Below are 26475 nucleotides of genomic sequence, written 5' to 3'. Positions count from 1 at the left end.
CCCGGCTCAGGGCATGTCCTCCCAATCCTCAGAAAATCCTTGGACCCTCCAAGGAAACGGATATTTTTCAGGGTCCAGCGCTGCTGCTAACCTCACCATCGAACGGATAGCCAGATTAGGGCCAGATTAGAGGATGCGACATGATCAGAACCGGCAAGGAATACAAGGACTCGATCCGCGATAACCGCGAGGTCTATATGAACGGCGAGCGGGTCAAGGACGTCACCACACACCCGATGTTCAAGCCGCTGGTCGATATCCGCGCACGTATCTACGACATGGCCCATGATCCCGCGACCGCCGATGTCATGGTCGATCACGACGGTTCTGAGAAGAACGCCATCGGCAATGCGCTGCCCTACACGCAAGAAGACTGGTGGGCCAAGCGCCGCTCGACCGATGCCGTGATGGAGGATATCGGCGGCGTCGTGACCCGCGTCGGCGATGAGACGGTGGGCGAGATGTGGTCTCTCTATGATGGGCAGGACATGCTCAACGAGGTTGATCCGCAGTTCTCCAAGAATATCGAAACGCATATCCACAAGGTGCTGAAAGAAGACCCCTTTCATGTGTCGGCCAACACCGACCCTAAGGGTGATCGCAGCCTCGCGCCGCAGGATCAAGACCCCGACATGCTGCTGCATGTGGTCAAGGAAACCGACGCAGGCCTGATCGTGCGCGGCGCGAAATACGAGACAGCGGCAGCCTATGCCAACCAAGCATTTACCAAGCCGACCATCGCCAATTGGGGCAATGCCGAGCTGAGCGATTACGCCGTCGGATTCATCTGCGATCTGGGCTCGCCCGGTTTGAAATTCCTCTGCCGTGGCGGCTTTGCCAGCACGCGCGCGGATGATCGCGACTATCCGCTGGCGGCACGTTTTGACGAGGTCGACACCATCGTCATCTTTGACAACGTGCTGATCCCGTGGGAAAATGTGCTGTTCTATCGCCACACTAAGGCGGCCGCGTTCATCCGCAACACGTTGCACCGTTATTCGGCCTTCGCCTTTGTTCAGCGCACGTTGAAGCAGGCTGACCAGATGATCGGCTCGGCGCTGTTCAATGTGCGCCAGACCGGTTTGGACAAGCAGCCCGCCGTTCAGGAAAAGCTGGCCGATCTGGCGATCTGGCGCGAGGGGATCAACGCGCATCTGACAGCCTCCATTGCGCTCGGCGAACGCTCGCCCGCGGGTCTGATGATGCCGAACCAGTCGCTGCTGATGTCGGGGCGCTGCCACGCGCTGAACAATCTCAGCCCGATGATGCATATCGCCCGCGAGCTGTGCGGCGGTCAGATCTGTGTGACGCCCAATGCCGCAACCTTTGATGCGCCCGAGACCAAGCCGTGGATGGATAAGTATTACTCCATCAACGAAAACTGGGTTGCCGAGGATCGTCGCAAGCTGTTGGCCTATGCGCGCGATCTGCTGAACTCGGACTATGCGGGCCACCGCCTGACCTTCCAACTTTTCGCGCAATCGCCGCCCTTCGCGCAGAGTGCCGCCGTTTATCGCAATTTCGATTGGGATGGCCCGCTGAACTTTGTCAAAAAAGGTGCACATCTGTCGGACAACGTCATGTCCGGAATTGAGAGCAAGAACGGCGACCCCGCCGTTGCGCAACACTACAGCGAGACTATGCTGAAAGCGGCGGAATAACCCAACCGGGAGGCTTACCAATGGGACAGCAACCACGCGCTATTGACGAGTTGATGAAAACAGCAGCGCTGCCTTTCGAGGCGGCGCGTGCCATGCCGCCCTCGGTCTATACGTCCGAAGAGTTTTTGGCGCAGGAGCAGGAATTTCTTTTTGGCAAGGAATGGTTCTGCGTCGGACGCGCCAGCGCGATGCAGGAGCCGGGCGACTATGTGACGGTTGAATTGGCAGGTCAGCCCATCGCGGTCATTCGCGGCCGCGACGGTGAGTTGCGCGCCATGTCCAACGTCTGCCTGCACCGCATGTCGACCCTGCTGGAGGGGCGCGGCAACACGCGCTCGATCGTGTGTCCTTACCACGCTTGGACCTACAATCTCGACGGCTCTCTGCGTGGCGCGCCCGAGATGGACAGGAACGATGCCTTCTGCAAGGCCGACTACAAGCTGGGCGATATTCGCTGTGAGGAATGGCTGGGCTGGGTTTATGTCACGCTTGATCCGGATACACCGCCCGTCGCGCAACAGCTTGCGCCATTGGCTGATATGATCGGCGATTATGGCATGGAAAACTACGTCGAAACCTTCAATGAGGTCCATGTCTGGGACACGAACTGGAAGGTATTGGCCGAAAACTACATGGAAAGCTACCATTTACCGGTCTGCCACAAGGGCACCGTCGGCCCGTTTACTGATCTGGCGAATGTCGATTGCCCTCCAGGCCATCCGCATTTCAACATTCACTGGTTCACCAAAGAGGCGGAGCTGGCAATTGGCAACGCGCATCCCGACAACACCCGCCTTACGGGCGTCATGCGCAAGACCTCGGCGCTGATCTCAATCTACCCCAGCCACATGGTCACGCTGACGCCGGGCTATTTCTGGTATCTGTGTCTGCAACCCGATGGTGTGGGCCGCGTGCGGATGATATTCGGCGGCGGTTTTGATCCGCATTTCATGGGCGATCCCAAGGCGATCGAATACAATGAAACGCTGAAAACCATCCTTGATGACGTCAATCTTGAGGATCGTGGCTGCACCGAAAAGGTCTATCAGGGTCTTCTGTCGCGCATGGCTGCGCCGGGGCATCTGTCGCACCTTGAGCGGCCCAATTACGATTTTGCCCAATACCTCAGCGGTCGCATCGCGCCTGCTGCCAGCAACCAAGGACTGAATACATGATCCACAAACGCCTTCGCCCGTTCAACACCAAGGAAACCTACCCCGAGCAGAAGCTGGACAATGACCTGTCTCAAGGCGTCGTCGCGCGCGGCACGATGGTTTTTCTGCGTGGTCAGGTTGCTCAGGATCTGGACACGCGCGAATGCGTTGCCGTCGGCGATCCTGCGGGGCAGACTCGCAAGACGATGGAGAACATTGAAATGCTGCTGAAGGAAGCGGGCAGCGAGATGGCGCATCTGTGCCGGATCGTGGTCTATGTGACCGATATCCGCTACCGTGAGGCCGTCTATCAGGAGATGGGCAGGTTCCTGAAGGGCGTTCATCCCTGCTCAACCGGTATCGTCGTGCCGGCGCTCGCCCGCCCCGAATGGGTGGTCGAGATCGAAGCGACCGCCGTCATCCCTGACTGAAACCGGAGCCTGATATGACCTTTTCCATTTCCGCCCGCTGCCCTGATTCCGGTATGTTCGGCGTTGCTGTGTCCTCTTCCTCGCCATGCGTCGCTGCGCGTTGCGCGCATGTGCGCGCGGGCGCGGGCGCTGTGTCCACGCAGAACATTACTGATCCCCGCCTTGGCCCCAAGGGGCTGGACCTGATGGGGCAGGGGATGTCCGCCTCTGACGCGCTGGAAGCGCTGAAAAAGGACGCACCGCATCTGGAGTATCGCCAGCTTGCGTTGGTGGATACCAAGGGTGGCACAGCGCATTTTTCGGGTGCCAACACGCTGGGCACGCACCATGTCGTCACTGGCGATGGCGTGGTCGCAGCGGGCAACCTTCTGACGTCCAAGGCCGTGCCTGAGGCGATGGTCAAGGCGTTTGACGCCGGCAAGGGCCAACCCCTCGGCGACCGCCTGATCGCTGCGATGAAGGCCGCGCTGGACGCGGGCGGCGAAGAGGGCGACGTGCATTCCGCAGGAATGCTGCTGGCCAAGGATGTCGCCTGGCCCGTCGCCGACCTGCGCGTCGACTGGCGCGACGATTGCCCGATCCAAGCGCTCGGTGATCTGTGGGAGCGCTGGAAGGGCGAGATGGACGCCTATGTCAGCCGCGCCCTGAACCCGACCGAGGCGCCCAGCTACGGCGTTCCGGGCGACCTCTAGGCCCATGCAAACGCTCGATATTCTGGACCGGCTGATCGCATTTCCCAGCATCAGCCGGACGTCCAACCGCGATCTGATCTCCTATATCGCGCAGCTTTTGGCCGACGTGGGCATCACTTGCGAGCTGGTGGAAAATGAGGATGGCACCCGCGCCAACCTTTTTGCCACTATCGGCCCGCAGGACCGCCCCGGTGTGATGTTGTCGGGTCATACGGACGTGGTGCCGGTCGAAGGGCAGGAGTGGTCCAGCGATCCGTTCCGCTTGCGCGAAAGCGAGGGGCGATACTACGGGCGCGGCACGGCGGATATGAAGGGCTTTGTCGCCAGCGCCATTTGCGCAGCGCGGCTGGCCAGCCAGCGAAACCTCAAAACCCCGCTGCATCTGGCGTTTTCCTATGATGAGGAAATCGGTTGTGTCGGCGTACGCCGCCTGATCGACGCGCTGGAAGGGCGGACGGTGAAACCGGCACTCTGTATCGTGGGCGAGCCTACGGGATTGCAAATCGCCACCGGCCACAAAGGCAAGACGGCCCTGCGCGCCACCTGCACCGGTCATGCCAGCCATTCGGCCCTTGCACCCGAGGGCGTCAATGCGCTGCATCTGGGGGCGGATTTCCTCGCCCGCTTGCGCGCGCGTCAGGACGATATCGCCGCTCATGGCGCGCGGGATGATGCATATTCCGTGCCCTACACCACGTTTCACGCAGGACTCATGCAGGGCGGACGCGCGCTGAATATCGTGCCGGACCACTGCACGCTTGATTTCGAGATCCGCAATATCGCCGCCGACGATCCCGCGGTTATCGTCGAGGGCCTGACCGAGGATGCCGCGCGCATCGCCGCGCCTTATGCCAACAGCCACCCGCAAGTGGCCATCGACATCGAACAAACGAACGCTTACCCCGGCCTCGAAACCCCGCAGGACGACGCGATCGTCGCGTTCCTGCGCGATGTGACCGGCACAAATGATCCCACTATCAAGGTCGCTTTCGGCACCGAAGGAGGCCTGTTTCACAATCGCCTTGGCATCGCCACGGCGGTTTGCGGGCCGGGCCATATGGCACAGGGCCACAAGCCGGATGAGTTCATCGACGCCAGCCAGTTGGATGCGTGCGATGCGATGCTGGCCCACGTTCTAGAGCGGCTAGAAGCGGGGCTATAGCGCAAGGGCCATTGATCCTCAGCGCGCCTTTGCGGCACTATGAGCGTTCCGGCCCTGGCCGGGGCCCCAGCAAAGGACCGCACCGCCATGCGCTTTACCCTCCGCCAGATCAGCTATTTCATTGCGGCGGGCGAAACCGGCAGCGTGACACGCGCCGCCGAGGCCATCAACATCTCGCAACCTTCAGTCTCTTCCGCAATTTCGCATCTGGAGGAGGAGCTGGGCGTGCAGCTGTTCATCCGCCAGCATGCCCAAGGGCTGGTGCTGACCCCTGCGGGCAAACGCATGCTAAAGGCGGCCAAGGAATCGCTACGCTCGGCGCATCGCCTCTATGAGGTCGCGGGCGAGACGGCGGGACTGGTGTCCGGCCCGCTGCATGTCGGCACGTTTCACACGTTTGCGCCGTTAATCCTGCCGGAAATCTGGCGTTCTTTCACCGCTCTTTATCCGGATGTATCGCTGAAGGTCACGGCAGGCAGCGAGGCCGAGCTGATGGAGGGGTTGCGGCGTGCGCAGATCGACGTGGCGCTGACCTACGAAAGTCACCTCAGCCCCGAAATGGTGTTTCATCCGCTGGCACAGATGCCGACCTATGTGCTGCTGGCCGCCGATCATCCGCTGGCCGGGCGCGCGTCACTCAGTCTGATGGATCTGGCCGAGGAGCCTTTCGTGCTGCTGGACCTGCCGATCAGTCGGCAATATTTCATCTCGCTTTTTGAGCAATTGGGTCTGAAGCCCCGCATCGTCGCCGAATGCGGCGATCCGTCGATGCTGCGTTCGTTCGTTGCGGCGGGGATCGGGTATTCGCTGATGACGTCCAAGCCCTTGAACATGCGCGCCGAAACGGACCGCCCGCTGGCATATGTGCCGCTAGAGCGGATCGGCGACGATGCCGCCTCGATGGTCGTTGGCCTCGCCATGCTACGCGACATGCAGGCGACGCGGCTGCTGGACGCCTTTCGCCAGCATTGCGAAGGCACCGTGCGCACCGGCGCGATCCCCGGCATGTGCCGCTGAAAGCGTTTCGCGAAAAACCTGAATCCACAGATTTTCGCGAGACGCTTGCGGCGGTTGCTTTTAAAATCCTGAAGGCCAGCCAATCGAAATCCGTCTTTGCGCGCGGCCTCGCGCAGTCCACATTGGGCGCAAGGATTTTTTGCGACCAACCCGGAAAGGGGGCGAGCCGATGAACGACCTGGCACCAGACCTGAGGACACGCTTTGTCACCGGCATGAGCTATGCAGCCTGCACGGTGAATGTGATCACCACCGGCGGCAAGGCCGGGCGGGCAGGGGTCACGGTCTCGGCGATGTCGTCGGTATCGGCCGACGGCGAAGGGCCGACGCTGCTGGTCTGCGTTCATCACAAGAGCCTTGCGGCAGAAAAGATCGCGGCGAACGGCACGTTCTGCGTTAACGTGCTGCGCGACGATCAATCCTATGTCTCGGACACGTTCGCGGGCCGGTTCAAGGACGAGATCCAAGACAAGTTTGATTGCACCACATGGGAAGATTGCGCCGGTGGCGCCCCACGCATGGCCGACGCGCTGGTCGCCTTTGATTGCAAGCTGCAATCGTCGCAGCAGATTGGAACGCACCATATTTTCATCGGCGAAGTGCAGGATATCCATGCCACGCGCGCGGGATCGCCACTGATTTACGCCAATCGCGCCTATGGCGCCTCCAGCCAGATAGAGGGGACCAGCACGCTGAAACTGGCCGCCGAGACCAGCACAGCCAAGGTAACGGTCGGTTGTTTCCAGACCTTCGGACCGTTCATGATCCCCCAGTTGTTGAATGACGCGGCTGATCTAAACGTCAAACTGATCGAGGGCGACCACCGCCGCATCCGCGAAAGCCTCGCCTCGGGCGAGAGCGAGGTCGCGCTGCTTTATGACATGGCGCTGGGCGAGGGACTGACGACCGAGCTGTTGACGTCGCTCGAGCCTTACGTGCTGCTACCCGAAGGGCACGCCCTGGCCGAGCAGCGCGAAGTGTCGCCCGAGGATCTGGCGGATGAGCCGCTGATCCTGCTCGACGTCGATCCCAGCCGCGATTATTTTACCGGGCTGATGACCGATGCCGGGGTGATCCCCAAGGTTGCGCACCGCACATCGTCGCTGGAAATGGTGCGCGCGATGGTCGGTCACGGCATGGGCTATGCGCTACTCGCGACCAAGCCCGCATCGCCGATGAGCTATGACGGCAAGGCGTTGGTTACACGACCCTTGGCAGGGGCACCAAAGGCCAGCGGAATCGTACTGGCGCATCGCACCGGGCGCAGGCTGTCGCCCGCCGCCGAGCGTTTTGCCGAGATTTGCCGCACGCGTTTAAAAGGCTGAGCGCAGGGCCGAGAGTGCGGACTTGGATAACTTGGCCGAGAATAGCCAGAAGCCGCGCAACTTGCGTCTTCCGAATGGTCTTGCTGCTTGACAGGATGACAGCGGCGCGCCGATCCTTTCGTGCATAGTGCGGCCAGCCCGCCACGCCACCGCTTTGAGAGGACATCCCATGACCAGCGATACATCAGGCCCACTGAACGCGGCGCAAGTCGCGGAATATCACGAGAGGGGCTGGATCATCCCTGACTGGGAATTCCCGCCTGAACTGATCGCCGAGATGCGCGCCGAATACGAGTCGCTACTGGCGCGCAATCCCGATATCGGGTCCGACATCATTCTGGCTCCGCATCAGGTCAGCGGCGGCTCAATGGGCGTGAAGGGCAGCGAGAAATTCCTTGAGTTTGCCACGCATCCCAAGCTGATGGAGACGGCGCGCCAGCTGATCGGCGACGATATCATCCTCTGGGGCACGACGCTGTTCGGCAAGCCGCCGCGAAACGGCAAGGAAACGCCGTGGCATCAGGACGGCGGCTATTATCCGATCAAGCCGCTGGAAACGCTGACGATGTGGATTCCGCTGGATGACGTCACGCCCGAGAACGGGCCGATGACCTTCATCCCTGGCTCGCACAAGGCGCATGAGCTGTTCAGTCATTCGTGGCAGGAGGGGGACAATAAAACGATCAACCTCGTCTGCGATTCCGAGCATTTTGACGAGGCCGAGGCCGAGCCGCTGATCCTTAAGGCCGGGCAGGTATCGTTCCATGACGTCTACATGATTCACGGCTCCAAGGCGAACCACACAGACCACCGCCGCGCCGCCTTTATCGTGCGCCTGATGCCCGCGACGTCGTTTTACGATCACGCATGGGGCGCCGAGATTGGCAAGAAGCATCCCAGTCAGGGCTATGGCACGCGGCCCCTGCATCTGGTCAGTGGGCAGGACCGGGCAGGCAACAACTTTGATATCGGGCATGGCGGTGTGCCTGCGTGATGTGGCGGGGCTAGCCCTGCAACCTGCGCAGGACCAGATCGCACGCCCCCTCCCACGCGGAGGGAACGCCCGTCGCCTCAAGGTGGTCGAGCCCCGCGCGCGTGATGCCGCCGGGGGTGCAGAGGCTGGCGAGGATGTCGTCCATCGGGGCGCCCTCTTCGGCGATCATGCGGCCTGCGGCGGTGAATGTACGCGCAACCAGTTGACGCGCTTCACCTGCGTCCATGCCCTGGGTCGCGGTCCAGTCAGCACCGGTGCGGATCAGCGCCTGCGCCCAGCCATACATGGCCGCCGATACGGTCGCTGCCTCGAATTCGGCCTCGCTGCGCAGCGGGATCACGGTGCCGATCGCCTCCAGCAAGGGGCGCGCCTCGGGCAGGTCGGGATAGGCGAGCGTCGGGCTGGCGCCCAGTTTGGCCGCCGTGATTGGCATGATGCGCATGGGCGTGGCCGCGCCGACATCATAGGCCGCCAGTGGCACACCTGCGCAAGCACTCAGCATGATCTGGCCGGCGCGCCATGGCAGGCCGATCACCGCGCCGGGGGCGTCATCAGGGCGCACGGCCACGAGGATAATGTCGCACTCATGCACGATCTGGGCGTTGCTGTCGGCCTGAGCGAAGCCATGGTCGCGCGCCATTTGCGGGCCGTGTCCGCGCGGCGACAGCAGGATTTCTTCGGGCGCATGACCCGCCCGCATCAGCCCATGAAGGATCGAAACCGCCAGATGCCCGACCCCGATGATGCCCAGTTTCATGCAATTCCTTTCGCGATGCGTGCCGTTCTGCGCCATAGTTGCACAGATGGACATGGTGGCAAGAGGCTGGCGGTGACGCGATGAACGAGCTGTGGAACACCGGCGATCCGATCCTGACTGATCCCGCGCTTGCACCGGGGCGCGAATTGCTGGCCGAGGGGCGGGGCATGGCCCGGGACTGGCAACTGGGACGGTCACTGTTTCTGGACAGCGAAGGGGTCGCGTCAGAGGCCGACTACAAGCGCCGCGCCATGGCCGAAGGGCGCATGATGCAACACGCGCATATTGGGTTTCGCAGCATTGACCGGACGGTAAGCGCGATGGGCGAACTGCATGGGCGCGCAGCGGACGAGGGCGTGCGCATCGACCGCTTTGGCGTCACGCTGGACTGGACGATGGGCTATCCTCAGGATCGGCGCAAGGGGGCGACGCGCGGCACCGGGATCGTGCTAAACGGCCCTGAGGATTTCGCGCGTATCACGCAGGCCAGCCCTGCCGCGGCGCATTTCGGTGACTTCATGCTGGGCCTTCCCGGCGCGCTGGAGAACACCCGCGCCGCCATCGCGGCAGGGGCGACGGCCATCGGCAATCTGGGGCAGTATTTCAGCTTTCGCTTGCCATACTGGGACGACGACGTGGCGACCACCGACGCGACGTTGCGCGCGCTGGGCCTGATTGCGGCACAAGAGGCCGAGATACTGGTGCATTCGAATCTGGACGACGGGTTTGCGGGGCTTTTCCTGGACATGACGTCGGCCTTTGGCATGATGCTGATTGAAAAGCATATCGTTGAGGATCTGATTGGCGCATCGGCTTCGTTCTGCTTTGGCCATCACTTCTCGGCTCCGTTGACGCGGGCGGCGTTTCAGGCGGCGCTTGCGCGCGAGACGGACACGCCCGGCACGATGATCTTTGGTAATACGGTGGCGTATCAGGGCGGGCCGTATGCTAATTATGCCAGCCTCGCCAATTACTTGTTGTCCGATCTTGCGGCATTGCATGAACATCATTCGGGCCATGCCGTCAATCCGGTGCCGGTGACCGAAAATGTCCGCATCCCCGATGTCGATGAAATCCTCGATGCCCAGCTCTTTGCCGCGCGGCTTGCCGATCACGCGCCGGGACATGCCGCTGTGCGCGATAACGCGTTGATTGCCCAAATGGCAGATCGCCTGATTGCGGGCGGCCGCGCCTTTGCCGAGGCCGCCTTGCGCGGTCTGGCTGAGCGGGGCGTCGATACTGGCGACCCCGCAGCGCTGATGCTGGCGATCCGGCGGCTGGGTGCGCGGCGGATGGAGGCGCTGTGGGGCGCCGGGCCGATGGAGGGCACGCGCCGCGCGCCGCTGGTCGCCGCCGACTGGGCCGAGGAACTGGATGAGATGGCAGGCGCATGGGTGCGCCGGCAGGCGGGCGCGGCCCTCGCGCATCGACGCGTGGCGCTGGGTACGACGGATGTGCATGAGCATGGCGCCTATCTGGTGCGCCGCGCGCTGGAGGGGCTGGGCGTCGAAGTGCTAGAGGCCGGTGTCGCAATCGACGCCGAGGTGATGGTCGCTCGGGCGCTGGAAACCGGGGCAGATGCCATCGCCGTCAGCACGTATAACGGCATTGGGCTGGGCTATGCGCGCGCCGTCATCGCCGAGTTGGCGGCGCGCGGCGTGGAAATGCCGGTGTTGATGGGCGGTAAGCTGAACGAGATTCCGCAGGATTCGAACTCTAGCCTGCCGGTCGATGTGAGTGCGCAAATCCGCGAGGCGGGCGCATATCCCTGCGCAAACCTCGACGACATGTTGGCGGCGCTGCGCCGTTAGACGTGCTGGCCGCTGTTAAACGTGCTGGCCGCCGTTGACGTCGATGGACGCGCCGTTGACGTAGGATGCCTGCTCCGAACACAGGAACAGCACGACGCGCGCGACCTCTTCGGACTGGCCAAGGCGGCGCAGGGGGATGGTGCGGGTGATCTCTTCGGTGCCGGGCGACAGGATCTCAGTCTCGATTTCGCCCGGTGTCACCATGTTGGTGCGGATGCCTCTAGGTCCGAACTCGCTCGCCGCCTCGCGGGTCAGCGCTGCTAGCGCGGCCTTTGAACAGGCATATGCCGCCCCCGCAAAGGGATGCACGCGCGAGCCGACGATCGAGCCGACATTGACGACGCAGCCCTTGGCCACCTCCAGCTCGGGCAGCAGATCGCGCATAAGGGCGGCGGGGCCGATCAGGTTGACGCTCATGACGTGGTGCCAAGTTTCGTCGTCCGTTCCGGCAATGCCCAACCGCGCGCCGCCCTCACCCTTGGGTGAGATGCCAGCATTGTTGACGATGGCACCCAGTCCTTCGTCGCCCAGTGTCTCGCGCACGCGGGCGACCAGATCGGCGCGGGCCGCTGCGTCGGCCAGATCGCCCTGAAAATGATCGGTCGCACCCGCGTGCCATGGGCAGCGCGTGTCAAAGGCGGTGCGCGACACGGTCAGCACCCGCCAACCTGCGGCCTGAAACGCCTTGACCGTCGCGTGGCCTATGCCCCGGCTGGCGCCGGTCAGCAGCAGCGTTTTCGTGCTCATTTCGATATTCCCCGGATCAACGTGTGCGCATCATAGCCTATCGAGTAGTAGACCGGGGCTGGGCAGTGTCAACGCCTCGCATGATCCGACAGCACCCTGGCGCGCTATGAATAGGACCGCTCGCTCAGCGGCACCTCGGTGATCTCACGGATCAGCATATCGGTCAAAACCGCTTCGGCGCGATTTAATGTGCGTGCCGGGTTCGACACCATGTGGATGTCGATGGCGGGCAGGCCGGTTTCGGGCGGCAATTGCCACAGACGCCCGGCCGCAACATCGCGCGCGGCAATGTGGACAGGCAGCGCGCCGATGCCGACATTGGTCATGATCATGCGCCGCACCTCAGACAGGCTGGACGACACGCCCTTGAGGTCAGGGCGCATTTCGGCTTGCCTGCGCAGGCGGGCCAGTTCGAACAGCGGGCCGGCGGCGGTATCTGTCTGGAACGACACGGCCTGCTCGCCGCGCAAATCGCGAAGCTTCAGCCCCGATTTTCCGAACAGGCGATGGCCCGGTCCGCAGTAATGGCCAAAATACTCGCGATAGAGCACACGATATTCCAGCTTGGGCGCCGGGTGCGACACGAGGCAGATGCCAAAGGACACGCGGTTATGTGCAACCCGCCCGATCACGTCCTCGCTTTCGGCGATGGACAGGCTGTAGGTGACATCGGGGTGTTGGATATTGAACCGCTCCAAAACAGCGTCCAGATGCGGGCTAATGACGTGGCTGGCCAGCGCGATGGCGACATGGCCGGTCACCTTGTCCTCGGCCCCGTCCAGCAGGGTGGGCAGCTGCATGACCGTGCCGAATATCGTGCAGGCCTCGCGGTATAGAACCTCGCCCAGCGGTGTCACGCTGAAATGTGTGGACGAGCGGTTGATCAGCCGGCGGCCCACCTGCGCCTCAAGCCGCTTGAGCGCCGAGGATATGGTCGGCTGTTTCAGCCCCAGAAAGGTCGCCGCAGGCGTGATGCCGCCTTCGTCGACCAGCACCATGAAGGTGCGAAGAAGGTTCCAGTCGAGGTTCCAGGCAAAGCGCTGCTCGTAAGGGCGTGTCATAGATTTGAGTAATCCATCGTATTTCTTTTATTTAGTTGCACGATGATTGGCCCTTGTGCAAACATTTCAGCAGACCAGACCGCCGGGGCGGATGTGGCGTAGTGCGCCGCACCCGCCCCGGTAGTCTGATGCGACAAAAAACAAAGGGAGAAACCAAAACATGACCAAAACGACAAGCATGATCCGCCGCACATTCCTGGCGACCACCGCCCTCGCGGCCGCTGCGATGATCGCAGGCCCCGCCGCTGCGGACGAACTGGAAGGCATCAAGGAGCGTGGCGTGCTCAAGATCGCGATGACGGGCCAGTATCCGCCCTTCAATTTCGTGAACGAATCCAACGAGGTTGTCGGGTTCGATCCGGCCATCGGCACCGAGATTGCCAAGCGTATGGGCCTTGAGACCGAGATCGTCACCACCGCGTGGGACGGCATCATCGGCGGCCTGCTGGCCAATAAATATGACGCTGTCGTCGGCTCCATGTCGATCACCGAAGAGCGTGACAAGATCATTGATTTCGTCGGCCCCTACTACACGACCAGCCGCGCGATCTTTACCGTCGCAGGCTCGCCTATCACGACGGTCGAGCAGCTGGACGACGCCGTGGTCGGCGCCACACTGGGCGAAACACACGAAGAATGGGCGCGCGAGCAGGGCTATAACGTCAAGACCTACAAAGGTCTGCCCGAGCTGCTGTTGGAACTGACCAATGGTCGTGTCGACGCCATCATCAATGATTCGATCCCCGTTATCCTCGCCATGAAGAGCGGTCAGTATGATCTGGCCGAGATCAAGGACCCGAACGCCGTGCCGGTGCCCGCAGGCATCGCCATCCGCGAGGGCAATCCTGACCTCGCCGCCGCCATGCAAAAGGCGCTGGACGACATGATGGAAGACGGCACTTACCTCGAGATCGCGAATGAGTGGGTCGGCGGCGACATCCGCTAATTCGCTCAAAGATCAAGCAGGCCCGCCGCCTAGAGTGGCGGGCCTGATCCACCCATCGAGGCGGCACGCGTGAGCACGACATACGGACATCTGACATGGGAGGACGTGCGCGATGCCGATAAGGATCGCGTCGTAATCCTGTCCGTTTCCGCGACCGAGGACCACGGCCCGCACATGCCGCTGGACACCGACACGGTGCTGGGAATGGCGGTGGCCGAGGGGGTTGCTGCAGCTGCGCCCGACGAAGTGCTGGTGATGCCGCCGATCCCATATGGCTTTAACGAGCATCACAAGGACTTTCCGGGCGTCATCTGGATTCAGCCCGAAACGCTGATCGCCTTTGTCACCGACGTGACCAAATCGCTGGCGCATCACGGGTTTCGCCGCATCCTCTTGCTGAACTCGCACGGCTCGAACCATCCGGTTCTGGACCTCGCAGCACGCAAGACGGTGATCGACACCGGCATCATCTGCGTCTCGGCCTCATACTGGAACCTCATGTCGGACAGGATCAATGAAATCCGCAAGTCTGAGTTGGGTGGCATCGCCCACGCAGGCGAATTCGAGGCGGCGATGTATATGCACCTGCATCCCGAGCGGGTCCATCTGGAGAAATCCGCGACGCAGAACCTGCACGATCCTCAATCGAAATTCTTTAACCTCGATCTGGCGGGCCGGGGTGGTGGCGCGATGCTGATGCGCTGGTGGTCCGAAGTGTCGCCCGACGGGACCATGGGCGATCCTACCGTCGCCACGCCCGAGAACGGCGAGAAATTCCTGAGTGCGGCCATTGGGGAGACTACCGCGCTTGTCCGAGAAATTCGCGCCTTGCCGCTGTTGGAGCGCAAGGACCACCACTGACGGCGCGGCCGCGCCCCGAACCCAGGAGACTGCCCTTGGATATCGACCTGATCCTGCGCGTCTATCCGTTCTTTATCGAGGCGGCGTATGTCACCGTTCAGCTATCGGTGCTGACCTGCCTTCTGGGCCTTGCCTGTGGGGCGCTGGGTGCGGCGGCACGCCTGTCGCGGCTGGCGCCAATCCGCTGGATCGCCGCCGCCTATGTCAGCCTCTTTCGTGGCACGCCCGCGCTGATCCAGATCTTCCTTCTTTATTTCGGTGGCCCTCAGATCGGCATCCAACTGGATAGCTTTTCTGCCGGTGTTATCGCGCTGGGCGTCAATATTGGCGCCTACATGACCGAAACGATCCGCGGCGCCATAGTATCCGTCGACAAGGGGCAGAGCGAGGCGTCGCGCACATTGGGGATGAGCCGCTGGCAGACCATGCGTAAGGTGATCCTGCCGCAGGCCGCCCGCCTGATGATCCGGCCGTTGGGCGTCAACATCAACGCGCTGATCAAGGGCACCGCCCTCGTCGCGCCGATTTCGGTGATCGAACTGACCTATACCGCGCAACGCTTTATCGGGTCGACGTACAAGCCGTTCGAGATGTTCCTGATCGCGGGCATTCTTTACATGATCATTATCTACGTAGCCGGTCACGGCATCAAATGGCTGGACCGTAGGGCGCAGATCACATGAGCCGCCGCATCCCCAACACCGCACTGACAGGAGGCCGCCATGGGTCTTGATTTCACCGTCGTCCCCGAATATTTCGGCGTACTTCTGCTGGGCATGGGCTGGACCATCGCCATCACGATCGGCGCGGGATTACTCAGCTTTTTCGGCGGCATCGTTTTCGCGGTCATCGCGTTATACGGCCATTGGGTGATCCGCCTGCCGTTCCGCCTGTTCGCGTGGCTCTTTATGGGCACGCCACTGCTGTTGCAGCTGTTCCTGATCTACTTTGGCCTGATCCAGATTGGCATCGACCTGCCTGCTTTTGTCGCCGGTGTCATCGGCCTTGGCCTGCACTTTGCAGTCTATAATTCCGAGCTGATCCAGGCGTCGATCCTTGCCGTCGACAAGGGGCAGTACGAGGGCGCGCGCACGCTCGGCCTGTCGCGGGTTCAAACACTGCGCCGCATCGTGATCCCGCAGGCCGTCCATGCGGTGATCCCACCCATGGGTAACAACATGATCGCGCTGCTCAAGGATTCCGCGCTGGTCTCGGTCATCGGCGTGGCCGAGCTGACGCTGGCCGCGCAGCAGGCGATCAGCCGCACCTACCGCCCGTTCGAATTCTACATCGCCGCCGCCGCCTGTTATTATGTCGTCAACCTGTGCCTTGAGGCCGGATTGCGCCGCCTCGAGCGCCGCATCGCGGCTTCGCGCTAAGGAGAGCCAATTCATGACCGATACCCCCTTTATCGACATTCGCCACGCCGCCAAAAGCTTTGGCGCGCTGGAAGTGCTCAAAGACATCAGTCTGACCGTCGAGCGCGGCCAGATCGTCGCGATCATCGGCCCCTCGGGCTCGGGCAAATCCACGCTGTTACGCGCAATCAACGAGTTGGACCCGCTAAGCTCGGGCGAGGTCTGGCTGGAGGGTGTGCAGATCAACAAGAAGCTGTCGCACCGGCAGTATGAAAAGCACGTGAACCAGGTGCGCCAGGACATCGGCATGGTGTTCCAGCACTTTAACCTGTTCCCTCATCTGAACGTGCGCGACAACATCACGCTGGCGCCCAAGATGCTAAAGGGTATGTCCACTGCCGACGCGAACAAGCTGGCCGAAGAGCAACTGGCCAAGGTAGGTTTGTCGGAAAAGATCGATGTTTTCCCCTCGCGCCTGTCAGGCGGCCAAAAGCAGCGCGTCGCTATCGCGCGCGCGCTGGCGATGAAGCCCAAGGTGATGCTGTTTGACGAGGCGACATCAGCCCTGGATCCCGAACTGGTCGAAGAGGTCAACCTGGTGATGAAGCAGCTCGCCGAGGAGCACATGACGATGATCATCGTCACGCACGAGATGGATTTTGCAGCCAGCGTCTGCGATCGCGTCCTCTTTATGGATCAGGGCGTGGTGGTCGAGGAAGGCCCGCCCGAGGTGATATTCCAAAACCCCAAGGAAGAGCGCACCAAAAACTTCCTGCGCAAACATCTCAGCCGTTAGATAGGCGCTAAAATGTCGAACCTGTTTTATCAGACCAAATCGCCCCGTCCCGTTCTGGACCGGGCGGATGGCATCTATATGTATGACGTGTCGGGCAAGCGTTACATCGACGGCTCGTCTGGTGCGATGGTGTCCAATATAGGCCACTCGAATCCCGCCGTGCTGGAAGCCATGCGCGCGCAGATGGAGAAATCCACCTTTGGCTATCGCCTGCATTTCCAGACCGATGCGTCGGAGGAGCTGGCGCAGAAGATCGTAGCGCTGACGCCTGAGCATTTGAACAAGGTGTTCTTTGTCTCCGGCGGGTCCGAGGCGGTGGAAAGCTGCCTGAAGCTGGCCCGGCAATATGTGCTGACCCAAAGGCAGGCGCAACGATTTAAGGTGATTTCCCGCTTTCCTAGCTATCATGGTTGCACTCTCGGCGCGCTGGCGATCACCGGCATGTCCACCATGACCGCGCCGTTTGACCCGATGATGCAGCGGATGCCGAAAATCCCCGCGCCTCGTGCGTATCTGGATGGGCTGGACGCGGATGATCCGGCGACGGGCCTGCACTATGCGAACATGCTGGAGCAGAAGATCCTCGACGAGGGGCCGGAAACCGTCATGGCCTTTATCGTCGAGCCTGTCGGCGGCGCGTCCACCGGCGCGCTGGTGCCGCCTGCGGGCTATATGCAGCGTATTCGCGAGATTTGCACTGAATACGGCGTGCTGCTGATCCATGACGAGGTGATGACCGGGGGCGGTCGCACCGGCGCGTTTTTCGGCGCCGAGCATTGGGATACTGCGCCTGACCTCATCTGCCTTAGCAAGGGATTTGGTGCGGGTTATGCCCCCCTTGGCGCGATGATCGCGAGGGATGACATGGTCGATGCGGTGATGGACGGGGGCGGTTTCATCCACGGATTCACCTATGCAGGTAATCCGCTGGCCTGCGCGGCTGGCAGCGCGGTTCTGGACGAGATTGCACGTCAGGACATGATCGCGAATGCCGCCAGCATGGGCGACGCATTGGCGACGCGCCTAAACGGCCTGATGCAGCGCTATCCGCTGATCGGCGATGTGCGCGGTAAGGGCCTGCTGACCGCGTTCGAACTGATGGCGGATCGCGCCACGAAAGAGCCGCTGCCAAAGGGCCTGAACGCCCATTCCCGGTTGGTCGATATCGCCTATGATAACGGCCTGATCATCTATTCACGCCGCACGCGCGGAGGCGCTGTCGGCGATCACTTCCTTGTCTGTCCGCCGATGATCGTGACCGAGGCGCAACTGGACGAGATGACAGACATGCTCGACCGCTCGCTGGCGCAGTTCATGGCCGAAATACCCAAGCTGGCGGCGGAGTAACGTATGTCCAAGATCATCATCACCTGCGCGATCACCGGGTCCATCCACACGCCCTCTATGTCGCCATATCTGCCGATCACGGCGGATGAGATCACCGAGCATTCCATTGGCGCCGCCGAGGCGGGCGCGGCGATCCTGCACTTGCACGCGCGCGACCCCACGGATGGCAGGCCGTCCGCCGACCCGGCCCATTTCAACGCCTTCCTGCCGCGTATTCATCAAAATTGCGACGCGGTGCTGAACCTCACGACCGGCGGCAGCGCCACCATGACACTGGAGCAGCGGCTTGCTGCGCCGATGCAGACCGAGCCTGAGATGTGCTCGCTCAACATGGGCAGTATGAACTTTGCGCTCTATCCAGCGGCAGAGCGGATCACGGACTGGAAATACGACTGGGAGAAGCCGTTTCTCGAGAATTCAGACGATCTGATTTTCAAGAACACGCCGCGCGACATGGCGCATGTGCTGAACGAAATGGGCGAAAAGCGCGGTGCGCGGTTCGAGTTTGAGTGCTACGAGGTTGGACATCTCTACATGCTCAAGCATTTTGTGGATCGCGGGCTAGTCAAGGCGCCGCTCTTTATCCAGTTCGTGTTTGGCGTGCTGGGCGGCATCGGGCCGGACCCTGAAAACCTGACTCACATGAAGGCAATCGCCGACAAGCTGTTTGGCGACAGCTACACCTTTTCGGTGCTGGCTGCTGGCCGCCATCAGATGCCGCTGATCACGATGTCGGCCATCCTCGGCGGGCATGTGCGCGTCGGGCTGGAAGATTCGCTGATGATCTCGCGCGGCACACTGGCCAAGACCAATGCCGAGCAGGTGCACAAGATCCGCCGCATTGTCGAGGATCTGGGACGCACTGTCGCCACACCGCAAGAAGCGCGCGAAATGCTGCACCTCAAGGGCGGTGACGCGACGGCGATTTGATCCTCAGTCATCAATAACCGACGACCCACGCCTTTGATGCGGCCACGCTAAGTCAGGGCGATCACGAAATGCTTCGTTACCGGCTCGACGATCTTCCAGGTGCCCTTGAAGTCTGCTTCGACGACAAAGGCATCGCCGGGTCCTACTTCTACCGCCTCACCGCCGTCCGGCGTGATGACGATGCGACCTGAAATCATATGAACAAATTCGTAATCCGAGTAGGTCGCATGATAAGTGCCGACAGTCGCCTGCCACGTTCCCGAAAGGATTTTTCCCTCTTCAGTCTTGTGCTGAACGGCGGTCTTCATCGTCGGTTTTCCTTCGACCACCACCCATCCGGGCAGGTCGTTAGCGTCGGCGTTTTCGACCTTTCCGAATTTGAGAATAGTTTCGCGTGTCATGATAAAACTCTCCGATTTTATTCTTATGTGACGGCACTCAATCGTCAGCCTATGCGATGCCCTGAAAGCAGGCAACTTGGATTGCAATCGCCCTCGGCGTTGCGCACGGCTCGCACAGACGCCTGCCACGCCTATCGATCACGCATCCAGCATCGCCTTGAGTGCATGGTGAGAGCGGGTCACATCGGTGAGGGTGTAGCGATCAAGTGTGGCAAAGAATGCCTCCTGCGCTTCTGCCAATGGATCGCGCAGCCCGCATGCGGGCAGGACAAGGCAGCTTGTGTTGGCGCCGAAACACTCGACGACCGGATCGTCGCGTTTCATGGCCCGAACCACGGCGCCGATCACGATTTGATCTGCCGGATGTGCCAACGTCAATCCGCCACCGCGACCCCGCTCCGAGAGGACAAATCCTTCGTGCGCCAGCCGGGTGGCGACCTTGGACAGGTGATTTTCCGATAGCCCAAAGGTCGTCGCAATTTCGGATGTGGGAATCCGCTGTGGGGCGCGAACTGCCAGTGTCATCAGGACGCGCAACGCATAGTCAGTGAATTTATCTATCTGCATGCGTGTAAAATTAGCATTTACAATGCGCAATTTAAAGCGGTATATAATACGCACCAAAAATACTCATTATGGAGTCGCGCCATGACACCGTCTGAAATCATTCTGTGGCCGGGGACCAAGGTGTGCGAACGCTTGGGGGTAGATCCCGAATCAGATGCAGGCCTTATCCGCTGGATGTTCAACACGCTCTTTTATCTGTTGGTCAGCTTGATCGTGCTCTGGATTGTCGTCTTATGATCCCGGCCCCCCGTATTGCGGTCACTGAGGCCCAGATTGACCGGGTCGTCGCGCAATTCTACGGGCGCGTTCGATCCCATCCTGCGCTGGCGCCGGTCTTTGCCGCGCATGTGCAGGACTGGCCCTCGCATGAGGCCAAGATAGGCCGGTTCTGGCGCAACGCGCTATTGTGTCAGCGCAGCTATGATGGCAATCCGATGCAGGTTCACAAGGCCGCCGGCAACGTCAAAGCCCTGCATTTTCCGATCTGGCTGTCCTTGTTCGATGCGGTGCTGGATCAGGAGTTGCCGCAACCTCTGGCGCAGGCGTGGTCCGCGCTGGCACACCGGATCGGGCGCGGGCTAAGCTTGGGCTTGCCGCAGCAGGAGGGCAGATGCCCCGTGCCCTATCTGGGCGAAGAGTGGAGCAAGAAGGCCAGCATCACGACAGGGCAAGACGCATGATGCCTTGTGGCAACATCTTCTGAAGCATATCGCCACAGCGTCACAAGGGACCAGACATGTCAGCACGAACAGCACAGCGAATGCGCGCCTGGACAGGGCCTGCGCTGCTATCCTTTGGGTTTCGCCCGTTTTTTCTGGGCGGAGCGCTGTGGGCGGCCGTCGCGATGATCCTATGGGTTTTCATGCTGTCGGGGCAGCTTGCTTTGCCGACGCGGTTCGATCCGGTGTCGTGGCACGCGCATGAATTCCTGTTTGCCGCGCTGGGCGCGATCATCGCGGGCTTTCTGTTGACGGCGGTGCCGAATTGGACAGGCCGCCTGCCGGTCACTGGCTGGCGGCTGGGCGCGCTGGCGCTTCTTTGGGTCGCTGGGCGCGCGGCTGTTGCGCTGTCTTCCGGCGTGCCTTGGGGGGCGGTTGCGGCCATCGATCTGGCGTTTCCCGTCCTTTTGGGTGCCGTCATCCTGCGCGAGATTATCGCGGGTCGAAACTGGAAAAACCTTCCCGTGCTAGCGCTCCTCGCGGTGTTCACGCTGGCGAACGCGATGTTTTATGTGGACGCGGCCCAAGGGCGCTTTGCGGCCCAAGGGACTGGCCTGCGCCTGGGCCTTGCTGCCGCGATCATGATGATCGCGCTGATCGGCGGGCGGATCGTGCCCAGCTTTACCCGCAACTGGTTGGTCAGCCGGGGCGATCCGGCCCGCCCGGCACCGCCGATGCAGCGCTTTGACAAGGTGACGCTGATGATCACGCTGGCGGCGCTGACGCTATGGGTGGTCTGGCCCCAAGACCGGCCAACCGGAATCGCCCTTCTGGCGATAGGTGTGCTGCATTTTGTGCGCCTCGCCCGCTGGCGGGGGTGGCGAACCCGTGCCGAGCCGCTGGTTCTGGTGCTGCATGCCGGTTACGCCTTCCTGCCGCTGGGCGCGCTGGCGCTGGGCATGGTGGCGCTGTTTCCCGAGACTATCGGCGCTGACGCGGCCCAGCATCTGTGGATGGCCGGTGCGATCGGCCTGATGACGCTGTCGGTGATGACGCGCGCCACTCTGGGACATACCGGGCGGGCGCTGGTCGCCGGCGCCGGAACGGTGACGCTTTATGGCATGGTGGTCGGTTCGGTCGCGCTGCGCGTCGCCGCAGCGTTCTGGCCCGACCTGCCGCTGCTTGAGGCTGCTGCAGTGCTCTGGATCGGGGCATTTGGGGGCTTTGCGGTTCTGTACGGGCCGCTGCTCCTGAGCGCAAAGCCGGGCAAGGTGTGATGGGCTGGCTGGAGTTTGCTGCAGCATTTGCGGCGTTTTTCATCACTCACAGCCTGCCGATGCGGCCCAAAATCCGGGCGAAGCTGGTGGGTCTGGTTGGCAGGCGTGGTTTCCTGACACTCTATTCGGTCCTGTCTCTGGGAATGCTTGCTTGGCTGATCGTGGCGGCGGCGAACGCGCCTTATGTCGTCCTATGGCACCGCGCGCCGTGGCAGACATGGGTGCCGCTGTTCGCGATGGCTGGCGTCTGCGCGCTGCTCTGCCTGAGTATTGCACGGCCCAACCCGTTGTCCTTTGGCGGGGCGCGCAACGACCTGTTCGATCCTGCGCATCCTGGTATCATCCGTCTTGTGCGGCATCCGTTGCTATTGGCGCTGACGCTTTGGGCCGCGGCGCATCTGGTGGCGAACGGTGATTTGGCGCATGTCATTTTGTTCGGTGTCTTTGCAGGTTTTGCGCTGCTGGGAATGCGCATTGTCGATCGGCGCAAACGGCGCGAGATGGGGGCAGGGCAGTGGGCCGCCTTGCGGGCGCAGATCGCGTCGGGGCCGCTGATGCCGCGCCCGGCCTCGTGGCGCGGTGGCGCGCTCAGGCTGATGCTGGCGGGAGGGCTATATGCTGTGTTGATAGCGCTACACCCCGCCCTGCTGGGGGTGACGCCGCTGCCTTAGGAGGGCGCGCCCTTGATCAGCATCCGGACCTCTAAGCTTTTGACCAAATTATGCGCCTAAATAGGAAAGTTCCTCTGCCAGTGCCGCGCTTGTTTTGATTAATATCCCGTTTTATTTCGAATATTTTTAACTTATCTTGCATCCACGGGCCGATGCGACCAGGCACACTTGGCAACCACACACTTCATGCGAGTTTCCGTGCGGAACCGAACAATGCATGGTAATATTGGAGCGGAGTTCCTCCATTTCGCGAAGGAAGGGACGACGTGGATCGGATTGGAAACGCTTTGCGAAAACTCGACGAAAGCCTTCTGACCCATCTCGCGCCTTTTGAATCGCTGACAAAGGGCGAGATTCGCGAGATCCTCGATCTGGCGGTTTCGCACCGCTATGAAGTAGGTGACACGGTCTTTCACGAAAGCGCCCCGGCTGACCGGTTCTTTTTGCTGCTGGATGGTTACATCCGTGTCGTCCGCATGACGGCCGAGGGTGAATTTGTGACAATGATGCATATTCCTCCGGGGCAAATGTTCGGCATTGCGGATGCGTTCGGTCACACCAAGTATCCTGCGAGCGCGGTCGCCGCATCAGAGACTATTGCCCTTTCCTGGCCGACACGGTTCTGGTCAGAATTCGAGGTCCGCTATGCCGGTTTTTCCGCTGCAAGCCATCACACAATCGGCAAGCGTTTGAACGAGATGCACGACCGGATGGTCGAAATGGCAACACAGCTGGTCGAGCGAAGGGTGGCCAACGCCCTGCTACGCCTGATTACCCAGATGGGGCGCAAGACAGCGAACGGGATCGAAGTGGATTTTCCAATCACCCGGCAGGATATTTCGGAAATGACTGGCACTACCCTGCACACCGTCAGCCGCCTGCTGAGCGCATGGGAAAAGCAGGGCATCGTGGAAAGCCGCCGCAAGCGCATTCTGGTCAGCCAGCCGCAGCGTCTGGCCATTCTGGCCGAGCCGGGATCGCAGACCTGATCGCGCAGGCGTTTGCGCATTCACCAGAAATTTCCGGTACATACCGCCGAAATTAGGGGTCCAGCCGCCCAGAACGTTGCGGTTGCACAAACTCGGCCACCATGACCGCAGATAAGTTGCCCCTGACTGCAACCAGTAAGGAGGCCCGCGCATGGCCGAGATCCTCACCAAGTCGCGGGCGCGTAACATATTTTATGGCGGGTCGATTTTTTTCGTCGTCGTCTTTGTTGCGATGGTCGTGCAGAGCCACCGATACGTTGTCAATAGTTCGACCGCAGGCATGCCCCTGAGCGAAGAGGTCGCCCACGGCAAGGCCGTTTGGGAGCAGCACAGCTGCATCAACTGCCACACATTGCACGGCGAAGGCGCCTATTTCGCGCCCGAGCTAGCAAATGTGATGACGCGCTGGGGGGTCATGGACGATCCCGAAGGCGCTTATGAAATTCTGGATGCATGGATCGAGGCACAGCCCAGCCGCATCGAGGGCCGCCGCCAGATGCCCTATTTCAAGATGACCGAAGAGGACAAGCGCGGGCTGGCCGAGTTTCTGCGCTGGGCCGACCAGACCGACACACAGGGCTGGCCGCCTAATGATGCGGGCTAAAGCGCCAAAAACTCTGAACGTTGCGTGCGTTTTACCAAAATCCCTGACCGTGAATTTGGGCAAAACGCTTTAAGGAGACGAGCACATGAAGTATCAATCACAACAGGTGGCCTACGCCTATTTTGTCTGTGCGATGGCGCTGTTCGCCGTGCAGGTGCTGGGCGGGCTGACCATCGGATGGGTCTATGTCCAGCCCAATTTTCTGGCCGAGATATTCCCATTTCACATTCTGCGTATGATCCACACCAACGCGTTGATCGTCTGGCTGCTGCTGGGCTTTTTCGGCGCTGCCTATTTCATGATCCCCGAAGAGGCCGAGCGCGACATCTGGTCGACCAAGCTGGCTTATATCCAACTCGCCATCTTGATGATCGGAACGTTGGGCGCGGTTATCGGCTATGGCTTCAAGATCCACGGCGGGCGCGAATTTCTGGAACAGCCCCTGTGGGTCAAGTTCGGCATTCTGGTGGCCGCGGTCATATTCCTGATCAACATCTCGATGACGGTGCTGGCGGGGCGCAAGACGGCCATCACCGGCGTGCTGCTGGTTGGCCTCTGGCTGCTCTCGCTCTTGTGGATTTTCGCGTTCATCAACCCCGAGAATCTTAGTCTCGACAAGATGTATTGGTGGTTCGTCGTCCATCTCTGGGTCGAAGGCACGTGGGAGCTGGTGATGGCGTCGATCCTTGCCTTCCTGCTGCTCAAACTGACCGGCGTGGACCGCGAGGTAATCGAGAAATGGCTATATGTCATCGTCGCCACCGCACTGTTCACCGGCATCCTCGGCACGGGTCACCACTACTTCTGGATCGGGCTGCCGGGCTATTGGCAGTGGGTCGGCTCAATCTTTGGCGCGCTAGAAATCATACCGTTCTTTTTGATGATGTCCTTTGCGTTCATCATGGTCTGGAAGGGGCGGCGCAATCACCCGAACAAGGCGGCACTGCTATGGTCGCTGGGCTCGGCAACCCTTGCGTTTTTCGGCGCGGGCGTCTGGGGCGTGCTGCACAACATGCACGGCGTGAACTTCTACAGCCACGGCACGCAGATCACCGCGGCGCACGGGCATCTGGCCTTCTACGGCGCATATGTGGCGATCAACCTTGCGATCATCACCTACGCGATGCCGCTGCTGCGTGGGCGTGAGCCTTATAATCAGGTTCTGAACATGGCCTCGTTCTGGCTGATGACCGGGGGCATGGCGTTTATGACGTTTACGCTGACCTTCGCGGGCGTGATCCAGACGCATATGCAGCGTGTTCTGGGCACCTACTACATGGAGGTCCAGGACGGGCTGGCGCTGTTCTATGTCATGCGCTTTATCGCTGGCGCGTCGGTTGTCGCAGGTGCTTTGCTGTTCATCTACGCGATCATGGTGGCGCGCCGTCGCGAAGTCGTGGCACCTGGCTCGGCTAACCCGGCACCGACGAAATCGGATCCGATTGCGGGAGAATGACGATGAACGCACATACTGGCCCAATGCCCGTGCCTTACTACGTTGCGACGGGCCATGAATGTGCTTTGTTTGATGCGGCACGCGACAACGGTCTGCCCCTTCTGCTGAAGGGGCCGACCGGCTGCGGCAAGACCCGGTTCATCGAGCATATGGCGGCACGTTCGTGTCGGCGCCTCTACACCGTGGCTTGCCATGACGATCTGTCGGCAGCCGACCTGATCGGGCGCTACCTGCTGCGCGGCGGCGAGACGGAATGGGTCGATGGTCCGCTGACCCGTGCGGTGCGCGAGGGCGCGATCTGTTACCTCGACGAGGTGGTCGAGGCACGCAAGGATGTCGCCGTCGTTCTGCACCCGCTGACGGACAACCGCCGCACCCTGATGATCGACCGCACCGGCGAAGAGCTGAAGGCGCCCCCCGGTTTCATGCTGGTCGCCAGCTACAACCCCGGCTACCAGAACGTGCTGAAACGGATGAAGCCATCGACCCGCCAGCGGTTTCTGGCCATCACCTTTGGGTTTCCGGACCCCGAGACTGAAATCAAGGTTGTCGCGCAGGAAAGCGGGCTGGAGCCGGGGCGCGTCGCGCCACTGGTGCGTCTCGGCGGGCATATCCGCAACCTGTCGGGCATGGATCTGGAGGAGGGCGTGTCGACCCGCCTGCTAATCTACGCTGCCACGCTGATCGCGGGTGGCATGGGTGTCGACAAGGCGCTGGAGGCGGCGGTAATCGAACCATTGACCGACGACGAAGATGTGCAGATGGCGCTGCGCGATCTGGTCACGACGATCTACGGGTAGGA

Annotated in this window: 29 protein-coding genes; 24 read left to right on the top strand and 5 right to left on the bottom strand. The window is 61.4% G+C overall.

The window, feature by feature from the left end; all coding sequences use genetic code 11:
* The first annotated feature begins 140 nt into the window (after nt 1-140).
* The 8 genes from U3654_RS09085 (at nt 141) to U3654_RS09050 (ending at nt 8435) form a co-directional block, all read left to right on the top strand.
* The gene (locus tag U3654_RS09085; RefSeq protein WP_324755017.1) at nt 141-1661 is read left to right on the top strand and encodes a 4-hydroxyphenylacetate 3-hydroxylase family protein; all 1521 of its coding nucleotides are present in this window, start codon (nt 141-143) and stop codon (nt 1659-1661) included.
* Between the two features lie 20 nt (nt 1662-1681).
* Entirely contained in the window at nt 1682-2836 is a 1155-nt protein-coding gene (locus U3654_RS09080) for an aromatic ring-hydroxylating oxygenase subunit alpha (RefSeq protein WP_324755016.1), read from the top strand.
* Nucleotides 2833-3246, top strand: a complete 414-nt coding sequence (locus U3654_RS09075) for a RidA family protein (protein WP_324755015.1) — start codon at nt 2833-2835, stop codon at nt 3244-3246. The genes U3654_RS09080 and U3654_RS09075 overlap by 4 nt, the downstream gene beginning before the upstream one ends.
* A gap of 14 nt (nt 3247-3260) precedes the next feature.
* The gene (locus U3654_RS09070) at nt 3261-3938 is read left to right on the top strand and encodes a DUF1028 domain-containing protein (protein WP_324755014.1); all 678 of its coding nucleotides are present in this window, start codon (nt 3261-3263) and stop codon (nt 3936-3938) included.
* A 4-nt stretch (nt 3939-3942) separates the two neighbouring features.
* Entirely contained in the window at nt 3943-5100 is a 1158-nt protein-coding gene (gene argE / locus U3654_RS09065) for an acetylornithine deacetylase (protein WP_324755013.1), read from the top strand.
* A gap of 87 nt (nt 5101-5187) precedes the next feature.
* Nucleotides 5188-6117, top strand: coding sequence for a LysR family transcriptional regulator (locus tag U3654_RS09060; protein WP_324755012.1), 930 nt, complete (start codon nt 5188-5190; stop codon nt 6115-6117).
* Nucleotides 6118-6286: 169 nt separating this feature from the next.
* Nucleotides 6287-7441 carry a LysR substrate-binding domain-containing protein gene (locus U3654_RS09055; protein WP_324755011.1) on the top strand — a complete coding sequence of 385 codons (1155 nt, stop codon included), beginning with the start codon at nt 6287-6289 and terminating at the stop codon, nt 7439-7441.
* A gap of 169 nt (nt 7442-7610) precedes the next feature.
* A complete protein-coding gene (locus U3654_RS09050; RefSeq protein ID WP_324755010.1) occupies nt 7611-8435 on the top strand; it encodes a phytanoyl-CoA dioxygenase family protein in 825 nt (274 codons plus the stop codon).
* A gap of 10 nt (nt 8436-8445) precedes the next feature.
* Here the strand turns inward: U3654_RS09050 and U3654_RS09045 are convergent, their stop codons facing one another.
* Nucleotides 8446-9192 (bottom strand): pyrroline-5-carboxylate reductase family protein, encoded by a 747-nt coding sequence (locus U3654_RS09045; RefSeq protein WP_324755009.1) that lies wholly within the window; start codon nt 9190-9192, stop codon nt 8446-8448.
* Nucleotides 9193-9230: 38 nt separating this feature from the next.
* Here U3654_RS09045 and U3654_RS09040 point away from each other — a divergent pair, with 38 nt between their 5' ends.
* Complete coding sequence (locus U3654_RS09040) at nt 9231-11003, top strand: cobalamin-dependent protein (protein ID WP_324755008.1); 1773 nt, start codon at nt 9231-9233, stop codon at nt 11001-11003.
* A gap of 15 nt (nt 11004-11018) precedes the next feature.
* Here the strand turns inward: U3654_RS09040 and U3654_RS09035 are convergent, their stop codons facing one another.
* Nucleotides 11019-11750 (bottom strand): SDR family oxidoreductase, encoded by a 732-nt coding sequence (locus U3654_RS09035; RefSeq protein WP_324755007.1) that lies wholly within the window; start codon nt 11748-11750, stop codon nt 11019-11021.
* A 104-nt stretch (nt 11751-11854) separates the two neighbouring features.
* Nucleotides 11855-12811, bottom strand: a complete 957-nt coding sequence (locus tag U3654_RS09030) for a LysR family transcriptional regulator (RefSeq protein ID WP_324755006.1) — start codon at nt 12809-12811, stop codon at nt 11855-11857.
* Nucleotides 12812-12971: 160 nt separating this feature from the next.
* Between U3654_RS09030 and U3654_RS09025 the strand changes: the two genes are divergently transcribed.
* From U3654_RS09025 to U3654_RS08995, 7 genes are all read left to right on the top strand, one after another.
* Entirely contained in the window at nt 12972-13757 is a 786-nt protein-coding gene (locus U3654_RS09025) for a transporter substrate-binding domain-containing protein (RefSeq protein ID WP_324755005.1), read from the top strand.
* Nucleotides 13758-13826: 69 nt separating this feature from the next.
* Complete coding sequence (locus U3654_RS09020; protein ID WP_324755004.1) at nt 13827-14618, top strand: creatininase family protein; 792 nt, start codon at nt 13827-13829, stop codon at nt 14616-14618.
* Between the two features lie 35 nt (nt 14619-14653).
* Nucleotides 14654-15301, top strand: coding sequence for an amino acid ABC transporter permease (locus U3654_RS09015; RefSeq protein WP_324755003.1), 648 nt, complete (start codon nt 14654-14656; stop codon nt 15299-15301).
* A 39-nt stretch (nt 15302-15340) separates the two neighbouring features.
* Entirely contained in the window at nt 15341-15997 is a 657-nt protein-coding gene (locus tag U3654_RS09010) for an amino acid ABC transporter permease (protein WP_324755002.1), read from the top strand.
* Between the two features lie 13 nt (nt 15998-16010).
* Complete coding sequence (locus tag U3654_RS09005) at nt 16011-16772, top strand: amino acid ABC transporter ATP-binding protein (RefSeq protein WP_324755001.1); 762 nt, start codon at nt 16011-16013, stop codon at nt 16770-16772.
* 12 nt (nt 16773-16784) lie between these two features.
* On the top strand, nt 16785-18119 hold the full coding sequence (locus tag U3654_RS09000) for an aspartate aminotransferase family protein (RefSeq protein WP_324755000.1): 1335 nt from the start codon (nt 16785-16787) through the stop codon (nt 18117-18119).
* Nucleotides 18120-18122: 3 nt separating this feature from the next.
* Nucleotides 18123-19049, top strand: coding sequence for a 3-keto-5-aminohexanoate cleavage protein (locus U3654_RS08995; protein ID WP_324754999.1), 927 nt, complete (start codon nt 18123-18125; stop codon nt 19047-19049).
* Between the two features lie 47 nt (nt 19050-19096).
* Here the strand turns inward: U3654_RS08995 and U3654_RS08990 are convergent, their stop codons facing one another.
* A complete protein-coding gene (locus U3654_RS08990; protein ID WP_324754998.1) occupies nt 19097-19450 on the bottom strand; it encodes a cupin domain-containing protein in 354 nt (117 codons plus the stop codon).
* A gap of 138 nt (nt 19451-19588) precedes the next feature.
* Nucleotides 19589-20017, bottom strand: a complete 429-nt coding sequence (locus U3654_RS08985) for an Rrf2 family transcriptional regulator (protein WP_324754997.1) — start codon at nt 20015-20017, stop codon at nt 19589-19591.
* 81 nt (nt 20018-20098) lie between these two features.
* Here U3654_RS08985 and U3654_RS08980 point away from each other — a divergent pair, with 81 nt between their 5' ends.
* The 8 genes from U3654_RS08980 (at nt 20099) to U3654_RS08945 (ending at nt 26473) form a co-directional block, all read left to right on the top strand.
* Nucleotides 20099-20254: a hypothetical protein gene (locus tag U3654_RS08980; protein ID WP_324754996.1), complete on the top strand. Its 156-nt coding sequence runs from the start codon at nt 20099-20101 to the stop codon at nt 20252-20254.
* Nucleotides 20251-20697, top strand: a complete 447-nt coding sequence (locus U3654_RS08975; protein ID WP_324754995.1) for a group III truncated hemoglobin — start codon at nt 20251-20253, stop codon at nt 20695-20697. Before U3654_RS08980 ends, U3654_RS08975 begins: the two co-directional genes overlap by 4 nt.
* Before the next feature lie 56 nt (nt 20698-20753).
* Nucleotides 20754-21953 (top strand): NnrS family protein, encoded by a 1200-nt coding sequence (locus tag U3654_RS08970; protein WP_324754994.1) that lies wholly within the window; start codon nt 20754-20756, stop codon nt 21951-21953.
* Entirely contained in the window at nt 21953-22624 is a 672-nt protein-coding gene (locus U3654_RS08965; protein ID WP_324754993.1) for an NnrU family protein, read from the top strand. The genes U3654_RS08970 and U3654_RS08965 overlap by 1 nt, the downstream gene beginning before the upstream one ends.
* A gap of 287 nt (nt 22625-22911) precedes the next feature.
* Nucleotides 22912-23613, top strand: coding sequence for a Crp/Fnr family transcriptional regulator (locus tag U3654_RS08960; protein WP_324755258.1), 702 nt, complete (start codon nt 22912-22914; stop codon nt 23611-23613).
* A 151-nt stretch (nt 23614-23764) separates the two neighbouring features.
* Entirely contained in the window at nt 23765-24217 is a 453-nt protein-coding gene (locus U3654_RS08955) for a cytochrome c (RefSeq protein ID WP_324754992.1), read from the top strand.
* An 85-nt stretch (nt 24218-24302) separates the two neighbouring features.
* Complete coding sequence (locus U3654_RS08950; RefSeq protein WP_324754991.1) at nt 24303-25673, top strand: cbb3-type cytochrome c oxidase subunit I; 1371 nt, start codon at nt 24303-24305, stop codon at nt 25671-25673.
* A 2-nt stretch (nt 25674-25675) separates the two neighbouring features.
* The gene (locus U3654_RS08945; protein ID WP_324754990.1) at nt 25676-26473 is read left to right on the top strand and encodes a CbbQ/NirQ/NorQ/GpvN family protein; all 798 of its coding nucleotides are present in this window, start codon (nt 25676-25678) and stop codon (nt 26471-26473) included.
* Nucleotides 26474-26475 lie beyond the last annotated feature (2 nt).

The organism is Roseovarius sp. Pro17 (assembly GCF_035599575.1).
Lineage (GTDB): Bacteria > Pseudomonadota > Alphaproteobacteria > Rhodobacterales > Rhodobacteraceae > Roseovarius.
This window is presented reverse-complemented; position numbering and strand designations above follow the sequence as displayed.